Annotated in this window: 17 protein-coding genes; 4 read left to right on the top strand and 13 right to left on the bottom strand. The window is 55.0% G+C overall.

Features of this window, described 5'->3' with window-relative positions:
* Window positions 1-2 precede the first annotated feature (2 nt).
* Window positions 3-644, bottom strand: a complete 642-nt coding sequence (locus tag ACOOGA_RS05045; RefSeq protein WP_420429793.1) for a gluconate 2-dehydrogenase subunit 3 family protein — start codon at window positions 642-644, stop codon at window positions 3-5.
* Window positions 641-2,347, bottom strand: coding sequence for a GMC family oxidoreductase (locus ACOOGA_RS05040; RefSeq protein ID WP_420429791.1), 1,707 nt, complete (start codon window positions 2,345-2,347; stop codon window positions 641-643). The genes ACOOGA_RS05045 and ACOOGA_RS05040 overlap by 4 nt, the downstream gene beginning before the upstream one ends.
* Window positions 2,348-2,631: 284 nt before the next feature.
* Between ACOOGA_RS05040 and ACOOGA_RS05035 the strand changes: the two genes are divergently transcribed.
* Window positions 2,632-3,102: a DUF1203 domain-containing protein gene (locus ACOOGA_RS05035; RefSeq protein WP_420429789.1), complete on the top strand. Its 471-nt coding sequence runs from the start codon at window positions 2,632-2,634 to the stop codon at window positions 3,100-3,102.
* Between the two features lie 105 nt (window positions 3,103-3,207).
* Complete coding sequence (locus ACOOGA_RS05030; RefSeq protein WP_420429787.1) at window positions 3,208-4,143, top strand: alpha/beta fold hydrolase; 936 nt, start codon at window positions 3,208-3,210, stop codon at window positions 4,141-4,143.
* A gap of 88 nt (window positions 4,144-4,231) precedes the next feature.
* On the opposite strand, the gene ACOOGA_RS05025 is transcribed toward ACOOGA_RS05030, so the two are convergent.
* The 4 genes from ACOOGA_RS05025 to ACOOGA_RS05010 all read right to left on the bottom strand — a co-directional run bounded on the left by ACOOGA_RS05025 (window position 4,232) and on the right by ACOOGA_RS05010 (window position 6,986).
* Entirely contained in the window at window positions 4,232-4,657 is a 426-nt protein-coding gene (locus ACOOGA_RS05025) for a YciI family protein (protein WP_420429785.1), read from the bottom strand.
* Window positions 4,658-4,791: 134 nt separating this feature from the next.
* Window positions 4,792-6,030, bottom strand: coding sequence for an RNA polymerase sigma factor (locus ACOOGA_RS05020; protein ID WP_420429783.1), 1,239 nt, complete (start codon window positions 6,028-6,030; stop codon window positions 4,792-4,794).
* Entirely contained in the window at window positions 6,027-6,398 is a 372-nt protein-coding gene (locus ACOOGA_RS05015) for a YciI family protein (protein WP_420430611.1), read from the bottom strand. Before ACOOGA_RS05015 ends, ACOOGA_RS05020 begins: the two co-directional genes overlap by 4 nt.
* 171 nt (window positions 6,399-6,569) lie before the next feature.
* Window positions 6,570-6,986 carry a hypothetical protein gene (locus ACOOGA_RS05010; RefSeq protein ID WP_420429781.1) on the bottom strand — a complete coding sequence of 139 codons (417 nt, stop codon included), beginning with the start codon at window positions 6,984-6,986 and terminating at the stop codon, window positions 6,570-6,572.
* A 172-nt stretch (window positions 6,987-7,158) separates the two neighbouring features.
* Here ACOOGA_RS05010 and ACOOGA_RS05005 point away from each other — a divergent pair, with 172 nt between their 5' ends.
* Both ACOOGA_RS05005 and ACOOGA_RS05000 read left to right on the top strand, forming a co-directional pair.
* Window positions 7,159-7,950 carry a helix-turn-helix domain-containing protein gene (locus ACOOGA_RS05005; RefSeq protein ID WP_420429779.1) on the top strand — a complete coding sequence of 264 codons (792 nt, stop codon included), beginning with the start codon at window positions 7,159-7,161 and terminating at the stop codon, window positions 7,948-7,950.
* 154 nt (window positions 7,951-8,104) lie between these two features.
* Window positions 8,105-9,226, top strand: coding sequence for an alkaline phosphatase family protein (locus ACOOGA_RS05000; RefSeq protein WP_420429777.1), 1,122 nt, complete (start codon window positions 8,105-8,107; stop codon window positions 9,224-9,226).
* A 70-nt stretch (window positions 9,227-9,296) separates the two neighbouring features.
* Here ACOOGA_RS05000 and ACOOGA_RS04995 read toward each other — a convergent pair whose 3' ends face one another.
* The 7 genes from ACOOGA_RS04995 to aepX all read right to left on the bottom strand — a co-directional run bounded on the left by ACOOGA_RS04995 (window position 9,297) and on the right by aepX (window position 18,525).
* On the bottom strand, window positions 9,297-10,397 hold the full coding sequence (locus tag ACOOGA_RS04995) for an alkaline phosphatase D family protein (protein ID WP_420429775.1): 1,101 nt from the start codon (window positions 10,395-10,397) through the stop codon (window positions 9,297-9,299).
* Between the two features lie 59 nt (window positions 10,398-10,456).
* Window positions 10,457-12,781, bottom strand: coding sequence for a TonB-dependent receptor domain-containing protein (locus tag ACOOGA_RS04990; protein ID WP_420429773.1), 2,325 nt, complete (start codon window positions 12,779-12,781; stop codon window positions 10,457-10,459).
* A 302-nt stretch (window positions 12,782-13,083) separates the two neighbouring features.
* Window positions 13,084-13,668 (bottom strand): choline-responsive transcriptional repressor BetI, encoded by a 585-nt coding sequence (betI, locus tag ACOOGA_RS04985; RefSeq protein WP_417460549.1) that lies wholly within the window; start codon window positions 13,666-13,668, stop codon window positions 13,084-13,086.
* Window positions 13,669-13,733: 65 nt separating this feature from the next.
* On the bottom strand, window positions 13,734-14,915 hold the full coding sequence (locus ACOOGA_RS04980) for an MFS transporter (RefSeq protein ID WP_420429771.1): 1,182 nt from the start codon (window positions 14,913-14,915) through the stop codon (window positions 13,734-13,736).
* An 84-nt stretch (window positions 14,916-14,999) separates the two neighbouring features.
* Window positions 15,000-16,100, bottom strand: coding sequence for a phosphonoacetaldehyde reductase (locus ACOOGA_RS04975; protein ID WP_420429769.1), 1,101 nt, complete (start codon window positions 16,098-16,100; stop codon window positions 15,000-15,002).
* Window positions 16,100-17,227: a phosphonopyruvate decarboxylase gene (gene aepY, locus ACOOGA_RS04970; protein ID WP_420429767.1), complete on the bottom strand. Its 1,128-nt coding sequence runs from the start codon at window positions 17,225-17,227 to the stop codon at window positions 16,100-16,102. The genes ACOOGA_RS04975 and aepY overlap by 1 nt, the downstream gene beginning before the upstream one ends.
* A complete protein-coding gene (aepX, locus tag ACOOGA_RS04965; RefSeq protein WP_420429765.1) occupies window positions 17,227-18,525 on the bottom strand; it encodes a phosphoenolpyruvate mutase in 1,299 nt (432 codons plus the stop codon). The genes aepY and aepX overlap by 1 nt, the downstream gene beginning before the upstream one ends.
* Window positions 18,526-18,543 lie beyond the last annotated feature (18 nt).

The following is an 18,543-nucleotide window of genomic DNA, read 5'->3' as shown; positions in this document are numbered from 1 at the left end:
CCTCAAATGCCTAACTTTTTGAATTGCTCTTCGAGCGCCTGTTTTACCGATGCTGAAGGTCCGGGGTAGGTCTCCAGCGGGATATTGCCGATATAGCCAATGTCGCGAAAACCTTCGTGCGTTGTGTAATAACCGCCTGCCACAAGAGCCCTGAAGCGAACGAAAAAATCGTGAGGCATAGGGTTTTCTGCGTTCTTGTGCTGTGCAGCGAACTGTAGAATGTTGTCTCGGTTCTCACCGGTTACACTCATGAAATCACTACCGAAACGAGCGTTTGCTTCCTCATTGAGCCACGCAAACCCTTCAAGGATCGTAGTGCGGTCTTTGGTCTGCTCAGGGTAGGGTGCGCTGATCCACTCGTTGATGAATTCATGGATGCCGAGCGCGCTGGCGGCTGGTGCTTGCCCTTCAGCGGGCAGGATAAAGTCAGCGAAATAGGCCGCCATTTTTAGTTGCGCTTCGCTCATGATACCAGTCCAAGGAACGATAGGGTCTATGAGGTTTGGATCAGTGCCGTACCCTTCAGGGAAAGGTTGCAGTATCTGCTCAATCGCGCGGGCACCAGTAAGCGGGATGGTCGCCGCTGCCCCCAAAAGGGCCAGGGCGGTACGCCGGGTCATGGTTGGAAGTTTTGGGTGTCTCATAGCGCGCCCTTTCTAGCTTGCTCAGCCAGGTAGTCGCTGGTTCGCCAACTGAGTGCAAGAATGCTGAGGGTTGGGTTTTTGTCAGGGCTGGAGGCCATGACGGCACCATCTGCAACAAACAGGTTTTTCACCGCCCAGCTTTGCCCATACTCGTTCACAACAGAGTCTTTGGCAGATGAACCCATGCGAACAGTACCAACCTCGTGGATAATCTCTCCACCCTTGGAGATCGCTTTTTGGCCGTCAGTATCTGTGCCCCAAAGCGGTTTGCCACCCAAGCGGTCGATCAGTTCAAGGAAGGTTTGCCGCATGTGGGAAGCCTGCTTGATCTCATGTTCGCTCCATTTCCAGTGGAAACGAAGCACAGGAATGCCCCATTTATCGGTGACATCAGGGTCCAGATCACAATAGCAGTCATCATTGGGGATCATCTCACCACGGCCAGCGAAACCGATATGGCTGCCGTATTTTTCTCGCAAACTTTGCCGAAGCGCGCCGCCATATAACGTTTCATTGTCGGCAAGCGCACCGGTGCGTACTGATGGCATTCTCCGGCCGCCACCCATTTCAATATGGTAACCGCGAGGGAAATCCATCTCCTTGCGGGATTGTTTCTGGTATTCCCACCACGGCACATAGATATGCCCGACGCCCATGCCGTCATCATTGGTGGGTGGCAGGTTTTCAAGCGCCGGGAACTGACCGCCGGTGCTGGAGCCTACCGTATCCATCAGGTAGCGCCCGACAAAACCCTCGTCGTTACATAAGCCATCAGGGAACTTGGCGCTCTTTGAATTGAGGAGAATACGTGCACTTTCGCAGGCGCCGGCGGCAAGCACCACGGTTTTCGCTTTCGCGCTGTGGTGTTCGCCGGTCACACGGTCCACAAAGCTCACGCCTGTTGCTTTGCCTTCTTTGTCCAAGTCTACCTGATAGACAAGTGCGTTGACCATGATGGTGAGGTTACCAGTTTCAAGCGCTGGGGGGATAAGCACCGTTGTGCTTTGGAAGTTTGCACGAATGGCGCAGCCACGACCGCAGGGTGTGGCGTAAAAACAGGCGTGGCGACCATTTATGGGTTGTGTGAGAACCGCCGCATGCATTGCGGCGACGGGTATGCCCATGCTCTTGAAGCCACGCTCGAGGAACATTTCAAAAGCCCGCGGGGGCGGTGGAGGTTGCAGAATGCCTGCTGGCGAATCTGGTGTATTCTCCAGGCCGTGAGCAAGTCCGGTCACACCGATTAGCTTTTCCACCTTGTCATACCAGGGTGCCAGATCATCATAAGTGATAGGCCAGTCGAAACCGAGACCGTCCCGGCTATGGGGCTTGAAATCATATGGGCCAAACCGCAGGGATATACGGCCCCAGTGGTTGGTGCGTCCGCCCAGCATACGTGGCCGCCACCACTTAAATTCTTCTGAACCTTCCGCGATGGTGTAGGGCTCGTTTGGAACTTTCCAGCCACCGTCAATCGTCGCATCAAAAAAGCCAAAAGGTTTGTCTGGTGTGCTTGTGCCCCTGAGCGGTGCATCGGCGGGAATATTGAACATGGGAGTTTCAGTGAGAGGGTCGTAGTCACGCCCGGCTTCCAGCATCAATACCTTCATGCCAGCATGGGTGAGGGAATAAGCGCTCATGCCGCCCCCTGCGCCAGAGCCAACAATGATCACGTCGTATGGTTCGCTGTTGGATGCAACCATCTAGTCCTCCCCAGTATACCCGGCAACACACCCTGAATAGGAGGTTGCCTCTTCCTTCCCATTACTCAAAACGCACTTAAATGTAACCGATTACATGTAAACCATGGCACTGGCCTATAGCGATGTCAAGCGCCGGCCAACAGCAGGACAAGACCGTGGGGTTTCGTGAAAGCCTTGTGCAATATTCCGCGCTTGAAAAATTCAGGCGCAAGGACCGGAGTGTGCCGATGAGAACGGCCGGGCATACCTCATCTCAGGATAATCAACACACATGAGGGCGTATTATGAGTTTTATTGTTTCCGGTTTGGATGCGGCACAGTTTGGCTATTTGTTTGGTAAAAGCGATGAGGAGCTTCAGGCGCTTGATGCGCGAGCTTATGTTGCTGATAGCCACCCGGGCTTTCCGTGTCGGGTGTTATTGAAGGATGTTGAGCCGGGCACACGGGTCATTCTTTTAAATTATGCACATCTGGATGTGCCGACGCCCTATAACTCCCGGCACGCCATTTTTGTGGCAGACGGTGCGCAAAGCCAAACCTTTGAACCGGGTCAGGTGCCTGAGATACTGAGTATTCGCCAGCTCATCTCGCTCCGCGCATATGACGACACTCACATGATGGTTGATGCATGTGTGGTAGCGGGGGCAGAAACTGCCGATGCGCTTGATGCGCTGCTATCTGACATCGGCGTTTCTTATATTCATGCACATACGGCGGGCCGGGGTTGTTATCTGGCGCGCATAGACCGGGCCTGAATAACGTCAGCTTCATTACCTTTCGGGTAGTTGCTGTGCCCTCAGGTTTGGGGGATTGATGAGGGTAAGGGAGGGATGGCTTTCCCGGTCAGGATGGAGGTTCAAATGCGTAGACGTGATTTCTTCTCGATAGGTGCAGCAGCAACAGGCGCCGTGGCGCTGGGAACACTTGCAACCGGGGTGGGCGCACAGGCGCACAGCACGGCAGAGACGACAGCAGCACACACAGGGCGTAAGAGTCAGATTGTAACATCAGATGGTGTTACCTTGCGGGTACGGGACTGGGGTGTAGGGAAACCGATTGTGTTTCTTACAGGATGGGGGCTGCCGCTGGACTTCTGGCACTATAATTTTATTGACCTGTTGGACGAGGGGATGCGCTGCGTTGCCTATGATCGGCGCGGTCACGGCCGGTCAGATGATCCTGGCACAGGGTATGACTATGATACCTTGGCTGAGGACCTTGCGGCTGTTCTGGAGATGCTCGATTTAACAGATGTCACTCTGGTGGCCTATTCTATGTCTGGCGGGGAGGCTGTGCGGTATCTGACGAAACACGGGAACGCGCGCATCAGCCGTATCGTATTCCTCTCAAGCACGGCACCCTGCCTGATGCTCGGTGGCGACAATACAGTAGGGGTGCCGGGCGCAATGCTTGAAGGGGCCAAAGCCTTGATGGCACAAGACTTCCCCAAGTGGCTTAAGGAGGGAGAAGCCGCATTCTGGCTCAACGCGGCGAGCTTGGAGATGCAGGAATGGGGGCGTGAGCTGATGCTGCAAACGTCACTGCCTGCGCTGCTGGCATGTTACGATACAATGATCCGGGCTGATCTAAGGGAAGAATTGAAGAAGCTTGATTTACCAACACTTATAGTTCACGGCGATAAAGACGCTTCCACGCCCTTTGCACTTTCGGGAGCGCGAATTGGCAAACTCGTGTCCGGTACTCAGGTCAAGGTTTACGAAGGCGCACCCCACGGGCTTCCCATAACACACAGAGCTCAGTTCAAAACCGACCTGCTTGCATTTGCGAGAGGCTAGGTTGGACGAACATACCACACCAGCATATTAACACCGGGTTCGGATTTCCGGGCCCGGTGTTATCAATTCTCGCTACCGTGACGCTTGTTTATGCGGCGCTTTGTGTTCTCCGGCGCAGCTCATCGTTCTTCTCAACCAATTCAGGTGTGGCAGCTTCGCCAAGGTCTTCTATCTCATAGAGCGGCCGAATTTCCAGCTCCGCCCGATCATCCAGGGGCATAGGGCACTTTTTAACCCATGAAATAGCGTCTTCGAGCGAGTCTACTTTCCAGAGCCAGAAACCGCAGATTAGCTGCCCGAGTTCAGGGAACGGCCCGGTTTCGACGGTGCGCCCTTCCGTGGTGAAGTGGACCCGCGCCCCTTGCGAAGTTGGCATAAGGCCATCACCCGCTTGCATAACGCCCGCGTTCACCAGTTCTTCATTGAAATGCATCATATCGGTAAGCAGTTGCTCTGTTGGCGGAACACCGGCCTCAGTATTCTTGTCGGCCTTGATAAGAATCATCACACGCATTTTGTTTCTCCTTAAGTTTCAAGTTCGCTGTTGTGTTACTCGGTGTTGCCCATAGGACGTGTAGGCGCAGAGCTTCCCGACACAGGAAGAAATTATTTTGAAAAAGGAGAATGGTTTTTTTCTAAGATATTGATTTATTTTGATAAATTATCAAGTTGGTGACGAATGTGAGCAGCCTCGGTTGCGGTTTGTGCAAGCGATATGGCCTCATTGTACGCAAGGCGCGCTTCGTCTTCTCTGCCGAGGGAGGCGAGGAAATGACCCCGCACGCCATGGAAATAGAAATAACCGGCCAGATGACGCTCTAGCGGTTCGATCAGCTCAAGTGCGACCGCCACGTTTTCAGCTTTTGAAACGGCGACGGCTTTATTGAGCGTTATCACGGGCGAAGGGGTCATGCGTTCCAGCGCTTCATATAGCTGAACGACACCTGCCCAATCTGTGTCCGTGGCTTTAGGGGCGCGGGTATGCAGTGCCGCGATGGCTGCCTGGATTTGGTGCGGACCGGGTTGCCGCCGGGCCATTGCCTCGTCAAGGCGGGTGAGACCGGCCTCAATCATATCCTTGTTCCAGAGTTTCCGGTCCTGGTCTTCAAGCAGGATGATCTCGCCGTCTGCAGAAAAACGCGCCGCGGTCCTTGAATATTGTAATAACATCAGCGCCTGTAGGCCTGCAATTTCCGCCGCGTTAGGGAAAAGATCGCAAAGCAGCGCGCCAAGGCGGATAGCTTCCTCGCAAAGCGGGAGCTTGGGCGTGCGCGTGTCGCCAGCGGCTGTATATCCTTCGTTGAATACAAGATATATCATGGCAGACACGGTATTCAGTCGGGTGTCACGGGCAGCGGTGTCTGGCGTTTCAAAATCGACTTCTGCCTCTTTGATTTTACGTTTCGCGCGGGTAATCCGTTGCTCCATCGCTCGTTCGCCAACCAGAAACGCTTTTGCGATCTGAGCCACGCTAAGTCCGGAAACGACCCGGAGTGCAAGCGCTATCTGTTGCGTATTGGGTAGGTCCGGGTGGCAGCAGATAAACAGAAGGCGAAGAATATCGTCCCTGAAGTGGGCATTGTCCAGCCTGTCTGCCACCGGTGTTTCAATGTCGCTCAGGTCAGATATCAGGGCTTCGTCCGGCAGTGCCTGCAGTTTGCTGCTTTTACGAATACTGTCGAGTGCTGCGTTGCGACCGACGAATATCAACCAGGCTGCTGGGTCCTTTGGTGGTCCGTTCATCGGCCATTTGCTGAGCGCACGCAGGCAGGCTTCCTGAAAGGCTTCCTCTGCGGTGTCCAGATCGCGAAAATACCTGAGAAGGGCTGCAACCGCTTTTGGCCGCGCCGCTTTCAGGGATTTCTCGATCCAGTCGATTTCGTTCACTTTCTCATGTCTCCGGGTTTCAAGCTTAGGAGGGGGCGTATTTCAAAGGCTCCTCCGGGGTTCGCGCGCCCAAGATCCTTTGCGACTGCCAAGGCCTCCTCTGGTGATGCACAATCAACAATGTAGAAGCCAAGTAACTGCTCTTTGGTCTCCGCAAATGGGCCGTCAATCACGAGCGGAGGGTCTTGATCTTTACGCAGCGTTGTTGCCGCCGAGGTAGGCATGAGCCGCACAACTGGCCCAAGGCGACCAGCCTCGCGCAAGCCAGCCTGTACCACTTCAAGGCGGTGCATACAGGCATCCTCCTCTTCCTGGCTCCAGCCGCTGATCGCCGCCTCATCATTGTAACAAAGGATGGCATATTGCATCTGTTCTGCTTCCTTCCTGTTTATAAGAACGATCACGCCCACTGCTTACCGACACAGGTGACACATTACTTTATGGTACTGCTGAGTTTATTTCGCCGACTATGACAATCAAAAAAATCCCCGCCGACGCAAGGCGGCAGGGAGGTTGAGGTTGGGGAAAGGGGAGAGTTTTTATGCGGTCATGAATTCCGCACTGTTTTTTTGCTGCCGCAGGCCTATTGCCTGAGCGACCGCGAAAGCGAGCACCACGACGGCCTGAAAGGCGACAAACACCACGCCAAAGATCGTTGGTGCAGGCTCCAGGCTCGCCAGCAGCACGAAGCTATCGACAACCCACAACAGGTTAAGGATAACGATAGGCCATACCGCGCGGCGGTTAATTGCCTTGCGGGTGCCGACAAAGGCGACCGCCGCCGCGTAGGGCAGAAGGAAAAGCCCCGCATAGGTAAGAAGGGACACTGACAGGCCAAGCAGGTCGCCTAGGAACCCTGCGCCTGCTGCCATCAGAAGGCCGGTGCCGCCGCTCGCGATTGCGTCGCCAATCAACGCATATTTCAGAAGTGGAAATGTTTGTGCTGTCTTGCTCATGGTAACCTCCATTGGTTGGGGTAATGTGATCGAGTTCCAGTTGTTGTCTAATGTCAGGATCAGCGATCACGAGCGGCTTGCCAATTAACTCAGAGGTAATTGAACTCAACTTTTTTCAGCGATAAAACCGGATGACGGTAGCAACCGGGTCACACAAGCGAGGATAACCAACATGACGACTGAGAGAAGTGCACAGGTCTTTGGCGGGCAACTGAAAGAATGGCGCAACAGGCGCCGTATGAGCCAACTGGATTTTTCCCTGGAGGCTGAAATTTCGCAAAAGCATTTGAGTTTTATTGAAACCGGCAGGTCGACGCCTAGCCGTGACATGGTCATTCACCTGACAGAGTGCCTTGACGTGCCGCTGAGGGAGAGAAATACCCTTCTTCTGGCTGCTGGATATGCTCCCTTATATCTGGCACGCGATCTTGATGACCCGTCGCTCACGGCGGCGCGCGCGGCGATCGATCTTTTGCTGAAGGGGCATGAGCCTTACCCGGCAATCGCGATCGATCGGCACTGGAACATGTTGGCGGCAAATGCCGCGGTACCGGCCATGCTGGCGGGTGTGACAGAACAGAGTTTGCTGGCGCAATCCATTAACGTATTACGCTTGTCGCTGCACCCCGGTGGGCTCGCGCCACAGATCGTAAATTTACCCCAATGGAAGAAACATCTGCTTGAGCGACTTCGCCACCAGATCAATGTTACAGCCGACGAAGTGCTGATAGACCTTATGGATGAGTTGAAGTCATACCCATGCCCGGATAGCGACCTGAACGCGCCAGATGAAGGTTACGGTGACGTATTTGTGCCGTTCGAATTTCTAGTGCCAGATGGCAAGCTGTCTTTCTTTTCTACCACGACCGTTTTTGGCACACCCGTCGATGTGACGCTATCCGAGATAGCCATCGAGTCCTTCTTTCCCGCCAATGACGCCACCCGCAAGGCGCTGTCGGTTTGAAGATTTTTGCTGAACAAGGGTTCAATAAAAATTTGTTTTGCCAAAAAACTTTCATCAGAAAGGCGCACAGTCCCGCTTGAAAGCTATATGCTATCCGGTGGGTAGCGAAATTGGATCAAGGGAGAAACCTGTGCGCACCTTTCTGGCGTCATTCATGTTTATTTTTGCGGCTGTGACATCAGCCCATGCTGCACCTACCAAAACAGAAACAGTGGTTCTGATTACCATTGATGGCCTTAGGTGGCAGGAAGTGTTCAGGGGCGCGGATAAAGCCTTCTTTGATCAGGAAGCCTATATCGCTCACAAAAAAACACATGATGCCTTCAAGACCAAGTTCGGGCTTGAAGCACCGGAGGCTTCGCGTTCAGCTTTGATGCCATTTTTCTGGAACACGCTTGCGGCCCACGGGCAGCTATACGGTAACAGGGACAAAGGCAGCGTTGGCACACTCACTAACGCCTATCATTTCTCCTACCCCGGCTATAGCGAGATCCTCACAGGCTTTGCGGATGACGCACGCATTACCAGCAATGACAAGTTTCCCAACCCCAACCGCACGGTCCTTGAGTGGTTGAATGCGATGCCGGAGAACGCGGGCAAGGTTGCTGCTTTCGGGTCGTGGGACGTGTTTCCCTACATTATAAATGAAGAACGCTCTGGCGTGCCGGTGAATGCAGGTTTTGAAGCCTATGATGGCCGTGGCCAGAGTGTTGGCTTGCTTAATAACCTGCAGGAAAAAATCCCAAGCCCGTGGGACACGGTGCGGCTTGATGCTTTCACGATGGGGTTCGCGCGCGCGGCACTCGCAAGCGAGAAGATGAAGTTCGTTTATATCTCTCTCGGCGAAACAGATGATTTTGCGCATGACGGGCACTATGACCAATATGCGCATGCAGCACACCGCAGTGATCAGGCTATTGCTGAATTATGGGCGTGGCTTGAAAGTGACGCTCGTTATAGAGGGAAAACCACCCTGCTTATCACCACAGACCATGGCCGGGGCAGCGATAGCCTTGAAGCATGGAAGCATCATGGCCGTTTCCCTTATACCCGCGAGGACGGAACCAAAGCGGTGAGCAACTTTAAGGGTGATGACGCTATCTGGATGGCAGCTGTTGGCCCGGATACTCCTGTGCTTGGTGAGATTTCAGGCGGTGAACCGGTTGCGCTCACTCAAGTAGCAGCGACGGCTGCGAAATTGCTTGGCTATGACTATGAGGGAAGCCATGAAAGCCTGAAAGCCGGTGAACCGATTGATGGCATGATCGGCCAGTAATCAGAATGCTGAAAGGGATCAGGCATGACCTGATCCCTTCTGCTCTGCTTGTTTATCAACTGAACCGGCGTCACCGGGAGGAAAGGTGGCTCAGCAGCAGAGACTTCTCAAACACGGGGTTCCCTGTCACCTCTCTGGCCTGCAGCACGATATGAGGGTCAGGCACATTCCAGTCCACCTCTATGATGCCAAAGTTTGCCTTGGTGAACATACAGCCCGGCAGCCGGTAGGCGTTCGGGCTTATGTTGTGCCAGGTTTCCGTCAGGCCGCTTGAGGTGAAGTCATACACGGGGTAGGGCGTATGTTGGTCGTCCTGACGCGATATCTCCGCCCAGTGAGTATCACCGCTGATGAACAGTACACCCTGAGCATTCGTCTTGCGGATCAGGTCTATCATGCGTTTGCGCTCAGTGGGGAACAGGCTCCATGCTTCCCAGCCGGGAAAGGTTGAAATAAACTGCAGGCTGGAGCCGATAATGCGTAGGTCAGCGGGTTTCCTGAGTTCACCTTCAAGCCACGCCCACTGTTTTTCGCCCAACATGGTAGCGCCCTCTGCCCTAGTAGGCAGATAAGGGCCAAAACCCATTTGGTCGCGGCGTTTGGCTGCGGCTTGGCTCACGTGGGTGAGTGGTGTGCGGTTCCACCTTAAGTCAAGCAGGATCACCTGCGTGCGCTGGCCCGCTTCGCCATAGGTATATGAAGTGTAGATGCCGTCGTCATCGCGGCGCCGGGCGCTACCCTTGGGCTCATTCCAGAAGTTCAGAAACAGCTCTTTGGATTTTTCCTTTTCAGGATACTCAACTCCCGCATCATTCTCGCCATAATCATGGTCATCCCATGTGGCGATAACAGGCGTATTGTCACGAAGCGTTTTGAAACCTTCGACTGCGGCGAATTTCTGATATTTAGCAGCCAAAACGCTCATGTCACGCGTGTCGCCGTAGATATTATCACCCAGAAAGACAAACAGGTCTGGCTCAAGTGCGTTGATAGGCGCCCAGATCGGCTGGGCCTTGTCTTGATTGGCGCAGGAGCCAAACAGAATGCGTGAGACACTTGCGCCCGTTTCTGTTGTGGATTTTTTGGTGCTCGCCGCCAAAAGATTGGGGGCCATAGCCGTCGTAACTGCAGTGGCAGCCATGAGTTTCATGCTGGTGCGGCGCGTGATCATGTTGGGGTCTCCGGGAAAAAGGGCGGGCGGCCTAAGCCACCCACCAGTTGCTTCGAAACTTAGAACTTGAGCGTCAGGTTTGCGGTGACCTGGCGATCAGCGCCGATGAAATATGAGCCCGGCGTACCACCACCAAGGTAGTTCTTGTTGGTGAGGTTGGTGATGTTCAGGCTCACATCAATGGTCTGGATACCGGGGATGACATTCTCGTCCACGGTGTAACCAACCCATGCATCAACCAGCGTGAAAGATGGCAGCTCCTGCGTATTGGCAAAATCGCCATAACGTTCGCCAACATGCTTGGCGGAAACACCTGCCCGCACACCGTCCTTGAAGTAGCTGAGCGTGCCAACAAGTTGGAACTCGGGAGCGAGGGCCACTTTGTTGCCTTCAACAACCTCTGCTGTGGTTTCGGTATACTCAGAACTGTTGATGGTGAGGGAGCTATAGAGGTTCCAGTAGCTGGCAAAGTCAGCAGAGATGCTGGCCTCAATACCTTTAGACTTGATGCCGCCCACGTTCAGGTATGTGCCTTCACCTTCTTCAAGGTAGTCAACACCGCCAACCGGATCGCCTTCGGATACAAAGGTGATGCGGTTGTTGAACTTGATGTAATAACCGGTGAGCGTCGCGCGCAGCCAGTCATTATTGAAGCGGAACCCCATGTCGTAGTTGTCGGCGGTTTCGCCTTCAAGGTCAGGGATGTTCGGGTTTGTCGCACTTGCCTGACCTTCGATGATACCGTCCTTGATCGCCGCGAAGTTTTGCGAGAAACCGGCGAACACTTCAAAGTCGTCTGTCAGGTTATAGATCGCACCGGCGGTGAACAGAAGATCAGAATTGGACTCGAGCGACTGTGTGGCTTCAGAGCCGAAATTGTCGTTCCGCTCAAGGTCAACGAAGAACTTTTTCACGCCGCCGCGCAGGGTCAGATCACCCAGCTCAAACGTGTCTTCTGCATAAGCCATGAAGGTGTCGGTTACGAAGTTTCGGTCATACTGACGCCAGTAGGCTGTCTCGTCAAATTCGATTCCTACCGTAGAATCAATGACTTTGTGCCAGTCGCGCGATTCGTCACGGTCTGAATTTTCCCACCAGATACCAGCACGAAGCGTGTTCATCTCGCCAATGCGGTATGCGGCGTCAGCCGTCGCGCCGATACGGGTTTTGGCGTAGTGGGTGTGACGGTATGAACCAACAGGGATAGCACCTGCCTGATAACATGCCGGGTTGTTGGCTGGTGCGCCCCCGCCATAAGGGAAGGTGAGGGTGGCTGTGCAGCCGTCGATTGGCGCAAGTGGCGTGCCGTTCGAGTCCGTATAAGTATATGAAGCCGCTGCGCTTCCGCCAAAAATGGTGCCGTTCGATTGTGTGTCACCACCGGCTACTGCAACAAGGTAAGGCGGGATCCAGTCGCCGCGACCTTCGTTTTTGTGATAGTAAGGCGCAACGGTGAAGTCGAAATTATCGCCCTCATATTCCGCTTTTACATAGGCAAACCAGTTCTCGCGCAGCGTGCCCCAGCCCGGACGATAAACCTGATCAACATACGGAATGCCGGTGATGGTGTCTGTCAGGCGGTCCCAATCCGGGTCTTCTTCAAACTGGGCGAGCGAGATACGCTGGTAGTTATTCTCGTGGGTATCGTCCCATGACAGGCGACCGGTGAAGGTCCATTCGTCCTGCTCAGACACAATTTTTGCAGCGAAGTGGTCCCGTGTTGTGCCGCCAGCATCACCAATCCAGGCATCGTTTGTGGTGTTGGAGTAGCTGAGGTAAGCCCTTGTACCGGAAGCAATTTCACCGGTGTCATAGCGGAAGAAATACCGCTGTGCGTTGTTTTCACCCACGCTCAGGCTGGCCCAGAAACGCTGTTCTTCAAATGGGTTGCTGGTAACAAAATCGATGGTGCCGCCAAGCGCCTCGTGGGAAGGGGAGGCGATATCGGCAGTGCCCTGCGATACCACAGCGCGCGCGAGGTTTTCGCTATCGATATAGCGGTTGGCTTTTGCGCCGCCGCCATAGTTGGAGTTACCGTTTGGCAGACCGTCGATTGTCATGCCAACCTGTTGTTCTGAAAGGCTTACAGTGAAACCACGGATGGACAGGGTGGTAGACCAGTCATCAGAGCCGAAGGTGCCGCCTTCAGAAACAAAAATGCCCGGCAGGTTATCGATCACGGAAAGCACGCTTGCTGCATCAGGCTCCTGGTCTCGCATGATGCTGTCTGTTGCGTTGTTCGCGAAGGTGGTTTTCTCTGCAGAAACAACGATTTCTTCAACGCCAGCGTCATCCGCATAGGCGTCCGCAGCAGTTTCCTCCGAGTGTGCTACAGCGGAAACGGCAAAAAGACTGCACGCCCCCAGTAGCATTTTTTTTGTCATGTTAACTGTCATAATTCTGCGCCCTTGAAATGATAAAATTGATGCCCCTTTTTATTGAACAGTCATTCAATAAAAAGTCTGCCGCAGTCTTAATGCGCTGAATTCATTACGGTTTGGTGACGGAAATATGAGACATCTGCAAAACTTTGCCGTGGGCTACCAGCCTTGGCGTGTGAGGCTTGGCGCGGTAGCTTTTGCGGGCTTTAGCACTCAGGGAAGTGTGGCATGTGTGGCGAAAGTGTGCGTGAAAGTGCGGCGCGAGTGTGCGCGTTTTTGCGGCGGAGGTGTGGCGGAATGTGTGGCTAGGCCATGGCGCGGATATAACGGTCGATGCTCTGTTCGATCTGCCGTCTGATTTCGGGCAAGTTCGGTGCTGCTTCGGCCATGGTAGAGCGCAACCAGAAGCCGTCGATGAGGGAGGCGAATATCTCCGCGCCGTCACGCGCGGCGTCGCCGGGCACGATCCGGCGAAGCTCATGCGCGAGGTTAGAAATCAGGCGTCGGTTATAAATGGCCTGCAGGCGTTTCAGCTCCGGTGAGAAGGGCACTTGCGCCCAGAAGGAAAGCCACGCCCGCACAATTTCGGGTTTGTACTGGTCATCTTCAAAATTTGTATCGATGATCGCTGATAGCCGCTCGCGGGGGCTCGTGGCCTCCTCAAGGTGTTTGAGGAAAGCATCATGCAGCTCAAACAATACCCGCGCCATGCTGGCTTCAAGAAGCGCCTGCTTGCCCCCAAAATAATGCGAGATAATACCGGCGGAAAGCCCGGCTTCTTTTGCAATCCGGCTCACGGTTGTTTCAGAGTATCCCACACGAGCGATGGTGCGGATCGTCGCGTCAATCAATTGCTGCCGCCTGATGGGCTGCATGCCGAGCTTGGGCATAAAACATCTACTCCGAAATTAGGGGTCCTGTAGTGCTGCCATATTTTTCATGAAAGGGTCAATCGCTAGACGGCCACAGGCCGCAACCGACGAACAAGCAAACGGCAGAGGTAAATGCCGCCGATAGCTGAATGCACAAGCGCAAGGGTGATGAAAAGCGCGGCATCACCCCACCAGCCACTCATGCCGCCAACCACAAGCGGCCCGATAAAGGACCCGAACCCGTTCAGGATCAAAAGCCCGCCGCTGGTGGCGATGCGCCTGTCCTCTGCCACGCTGTCCTGAATTTGCGCAACAGCAAGTGCATAGATGGGCAGGGCGAACGCGCCAAACGCGGTGGCGCATGCCATCACGCCCAGCTTGGTATTTGCGGTGAGCAGAAGCAGCGCGCTGAGCGCGGCGAGGAAGGTGAAGACTGTCAACACAAGGCGACGGTCCAGCCGGTCAGAAAGCGCGCCCGCCATATATTGGGTCAGACCACCCCCAAAGATGAACGCTGCAACAAAAAACGACGTTTCAGTCGGGCTCAGGCCGTTGTGCTGCCCGTAGGCGGCGGTCAGGCCCAGCACGGCACCGAAACTTACACCCACCAACAGCGTTGCGCAAAAGCCGGAAGGGCTGGCCTCCAGCACCGGCCTGAGCGGCATGGGGAGAGAAATAGCCCCCCGCCAGGCTTTATCCTTGAGCCGATGGAGCATAAGGCCAGAAAAGGCGACAAGCCCGGCTGCGAGCAGGAACAAGGGCTCATGCCCTATAGGGTGCAGCCCAATAAGGAGCGGGCCGCCACCAGCACCAAAGAACCAGAAAAACATATAGGTGCCAAAGAGCCGCGCGCGGTAGCTGCTGTTAGCTTCAAGGTTGAGCCAACTTTCAATCACCACATATTGGCAGGCGATACCGAACCCGGTGGCGATCTGCAATACTATCAGCCCCGGCAGCATATTGCCTGCGAGCGCAAACAGCGCCGTACACGGTGCATAAAGGGCGGTGATGATGAGAAAGAGCCGTGCAAGGTCAAGCCGGGCTGCGAGCCGTGGTGCTGTATAAGCGCCCAGCAAAAAACCGGCAAAATAGGCAGACATCACAACGCCCGTCATCAGGGAAGACGCACCCGCCTGCGCGAGGTCATAGGCTACCAGTGCGTTTTGCAGGCTACCCGCTGCGACAAATGCAGCAACAGCCGCAAAAAGCGGCCATAGCGTGCGAAGCGCTGTGCGAATATTGGTGGTGCCTGGGTGCTGCGGCATCGGCTTTCCTGCAAACGATAATCGGCCTTTGGCTACAGCGCCCATGTTTAGCTTGTATGACAACTCAGTATAATTGAAGCTGGCCTAGGCCAGCAGCGCTGCGATCAGGTCGCTGCTTGTAAGGGTCACCGGGTGATTGCCAAGCCGCTCAAGGTTGACCTGGGCAGCAAGCTCTTCCGCGTCATCTGCGCTGACGGAGGTGATATCGAGCAGGCGTGTCTTCAGGCCGGTTGCAGTCAGAAGACCGGTAAACCAGACTTTTGCGGCTGCACCGTCCTTGACGCCAAGAAGGTCAAATATCTCTCGCATGCGGGCCTTGGTGTCAGCGTCCCCGCGGTCTGCGTTCAGGGTAAAAAAGGCAGGCAGGGTAAGCGCCACGGCCTGACCATGGGCCACACCGTATCGCTTGGTGATACCGTAGGAAAGCGCGTGCGGTGCTGTGGTTTTTGAGATGTTGATGGCGCGGCCAGACAGGTTGGCTGCCTCTGCCATGTTAGCGGCAACATCCAAGTCATCGCTGCTCACATAAGCCTCAATATTATCCCGAAGCAGCGGGATGGCTTTGGCCGCGTAAGCGCGGCTTTCCTTGCTGCCATCTTTCGCCCAGTAAGATTCGATGGCCTGGCAAAGTGCATCAATCGCAGTGCTCGCGCGAATGACGGGGGGGGCCGATAGCGCAAGGGCCGGGTCCAGCACATAGGCGCCCGGCAGGCCGCATGGGTGCGAAAGTGAGTATTTGGCATCCCCGATATATACGGCTGCAAACTGCGTGCTTTCTGAGCCTGTGCCAAAGGTGGTGGGTACGGCGATAAACGCGCGCCCGGCCACAGTGGGTTCGAGGTTTTTTTCGCCTCTCAGTATCGCCGTGTGTTCGTCTGTCGCGTGGCCCGCGAGAATATGGACAGACTTGGCAATATCAATTGAGCTGCCGCCACCAATGGCCACAATAACGTCGCAACCACTTTTCTCAAAAAGCCTTACACCCGCGCTGATCTCGCTCAACTGCGGGTTTTCTGTAAAGTCCGAAAAGCGCACCGCTGGAATGTCACCACACACGGCGCTGAACTTGGCTTTAGCGCCGGAGGCAGAGAAAGACCCGGTGCCAGCAACCAGAAATATACCACGGGCGTGGCTCAGGTAATCCCGCCCCAATTCTGCCCATGATATTTGCTTCTGGTCGGTCATCAGTTTTGGCTGCCTTTCAGGAAGCGCATAAACTCGGCCTTGTTTTCCTGCGGGCTGGACGTGGGCCGCCCGAGGTCTGCACGGTACCCCTGTTTCACATTGACCTCAATGAAGGCGGGGCAAGGCAGGCCGCCACCCAGCAGCGCAACAAGCGCGGCCTCTGTATCCACACTATGCACAGCCCTATAGCCGCAGCCTTCGGCTATGCTGGTCATGGTGATATCGCGCGCCACGGTTGGTTGGCCGCCCACAGAGCCGTGTACCCCGTTGTTGATCACAACATGAATGAAGTTATCTGGTGCCTGGTTCGCGATAATGGCCATGGCCCCCATATGCATGAGCGCTGCGCCGTCACCATCAAGGCACACAACGGTGCGATCAGGTTGGTTAAGCGCGATGCCAAGGGCGATTTGCGACGCGTGCCCCATACCACCAACGGTAAGGAAATCCCGGTGATGGCCGGTGCCTTTGTGCGCGCGCGCTTCAAACAGCTCGCGTGATGCCATGCCTGTTGTGCCAACCACGGCGGCATCAATCGGTAGGGTGCTGATGACAGCCTTGATGGCATCTTCCCGTGTCATGGGCAGGTCTTCAACGGTGCCGGCGAGTTTATAGTCAGCGAAGGCGCCTTTTTCGACCAGCAACGCATAAGGTGCGTTATGTTCGGAAATATACTTGAGCGCACCATCCAGCGCCGCCTTGGCGCTCGCACCGTCATGCCCGATGTTGGCGAAGGGGATTTCCATGGCATCCAGCATTGCGCACATCACACGACCCTGTTTCACGTGCTGTGGTTCGTCTTTCACACCGGGTTGGCCGCGCCAGCCGATAAGCAGCAGCATGGGGGTCGCGTATACTTCCCTGTCCGCCAGCGAGAGCAAAGGGTTGACGATATTGCCAAGGCCTGAGTTCTGCATGTAGACGAGCGGTACCTGCCCTGTGGCCATATGATAGCCAAGGGCGATGCCTACAGCGCCACCCTCATTCGCGGCAATTATATGCTGCTCCGACGGCATGGTGTCGGTGACATAGGCGCAAAAACTTTTGAGCAGTGAATCTGGTACACCGGTGAAAAACGACACCCCGGCCCGTTGCAGCTCTGTATAAAATTCCTGCGGTTCAATCATCAGCGTGTCCCCGGTATCAGGTCGAGGATTTCCTTGATTGGCATGCAAAGCTCGCTGCTTTCCGCCGACCTTCCATGGGTGAGGATGCTTTCAGCCACCTTCATCATGCTGGGGTACGCCGCGCGCAGAAGCTGGTTGGCATATATAACGATTCTCACGCCGCGTTCCTGCAGTTCATGCTCATAAACCGCATTGAAGCTTGAAGGCACCACCACGAGCGGTTTGTCTGTGTCCAGTGCTGCATACATCTCGCAGAAAGCGAAAATCTCGTCAGGAGACTTCTGGCGGCTGTGGATCATGATGCCGTCTGCTCCGGCCTCCAGATAGGCTTTTGCCCGCGTGATGGCATCCTCAAGTCCTTGATCAAGGATCAGGCTCTCAATGCGCGCGATGATCATGAAGTCACGGGTAACCTGAGAAGCCTTGCCGGTGCGGATCTTGTCGCAGAAATCTTCTATGCTGGCTTGCTGCTGTGCCACGTCATTACCGAACAGGGAATTTTTCTTCAAGCCGACCTTGTCCTCGATAATAACGGCGGAGACGCCGAGACGTTCCAGCGAGCGCACCGTGAAGGCAAAATGTTCGGGCTTGCCGCCAGTGTCGCCATCAAAAATCAGCGGCTTGGTGGTGACCTCAAAAATCTCATTCAGGGTTGAGAGCCGGGTGGAGATATCCACCACTTCGATATCGGGTTTGCCCTTCACGGTGGATTCCGTGAGGCTGCTGCCCCACATGCCGTCAAACTCAAGCGTGCGGCCCTCGCTGGAAGCCTTGGCATGCTCAACAATAAGGCCGGAGATGCCGTTGTGGGCTTCCATGATGCGCACGATAGGCTTGGCGTCGATCAGGCGTTTAAGCGTGCGGCGGCGGATGTCCGGGGTGGTGCCCACTTCCTTGATGCTGCCGTGAAGCTGGGTTGAGGAAATGCCTTCGGTATAGGGAAACTCAACCAGCTTGCCGCCCCATTCCGCCAGCACTTCAATAACCCGCGCGCGGGTTCTTTGCTGCACGCCTGTTTTCCAGTCGTCCCCATGCACAACGATTTCGGGTTTATAGGTGCGCAGGTTGGGCTCATAATTGAGTGTCTCCTGCGGTACAACGCGCACCACGCCCTTGATGTTTTCCACCACGCTTTTGCGCTGCTCATAGGTGAGGAAGGGCAGGCGCTTGTAACTTGCGATGGCGCTGTCGGTCAGCAGGCCGATGGTGAGATCACCAAGCTCGGCCGCTTTCCTGATAATATTCACGTGGCCCGGGTGCAGCAGGTCTGCGCTCATCCCCATATAAACTGTCGGCATTATCTATAGTCCCTGATC

The sequence above is a fragment of the Kordiimonas sp. genome, assembly GCF_965216265.1.
Lineage (GTDB): Bacteria > Pseudomonadota > Alphaproteobacteria > Sphingomonadales > Kordiimonadaceae > Kordiimonas.
Note: the sequence above shows the minus strand (reverse complement) of the source record. Positions and strands in the feature narration are given on the sequence as shown.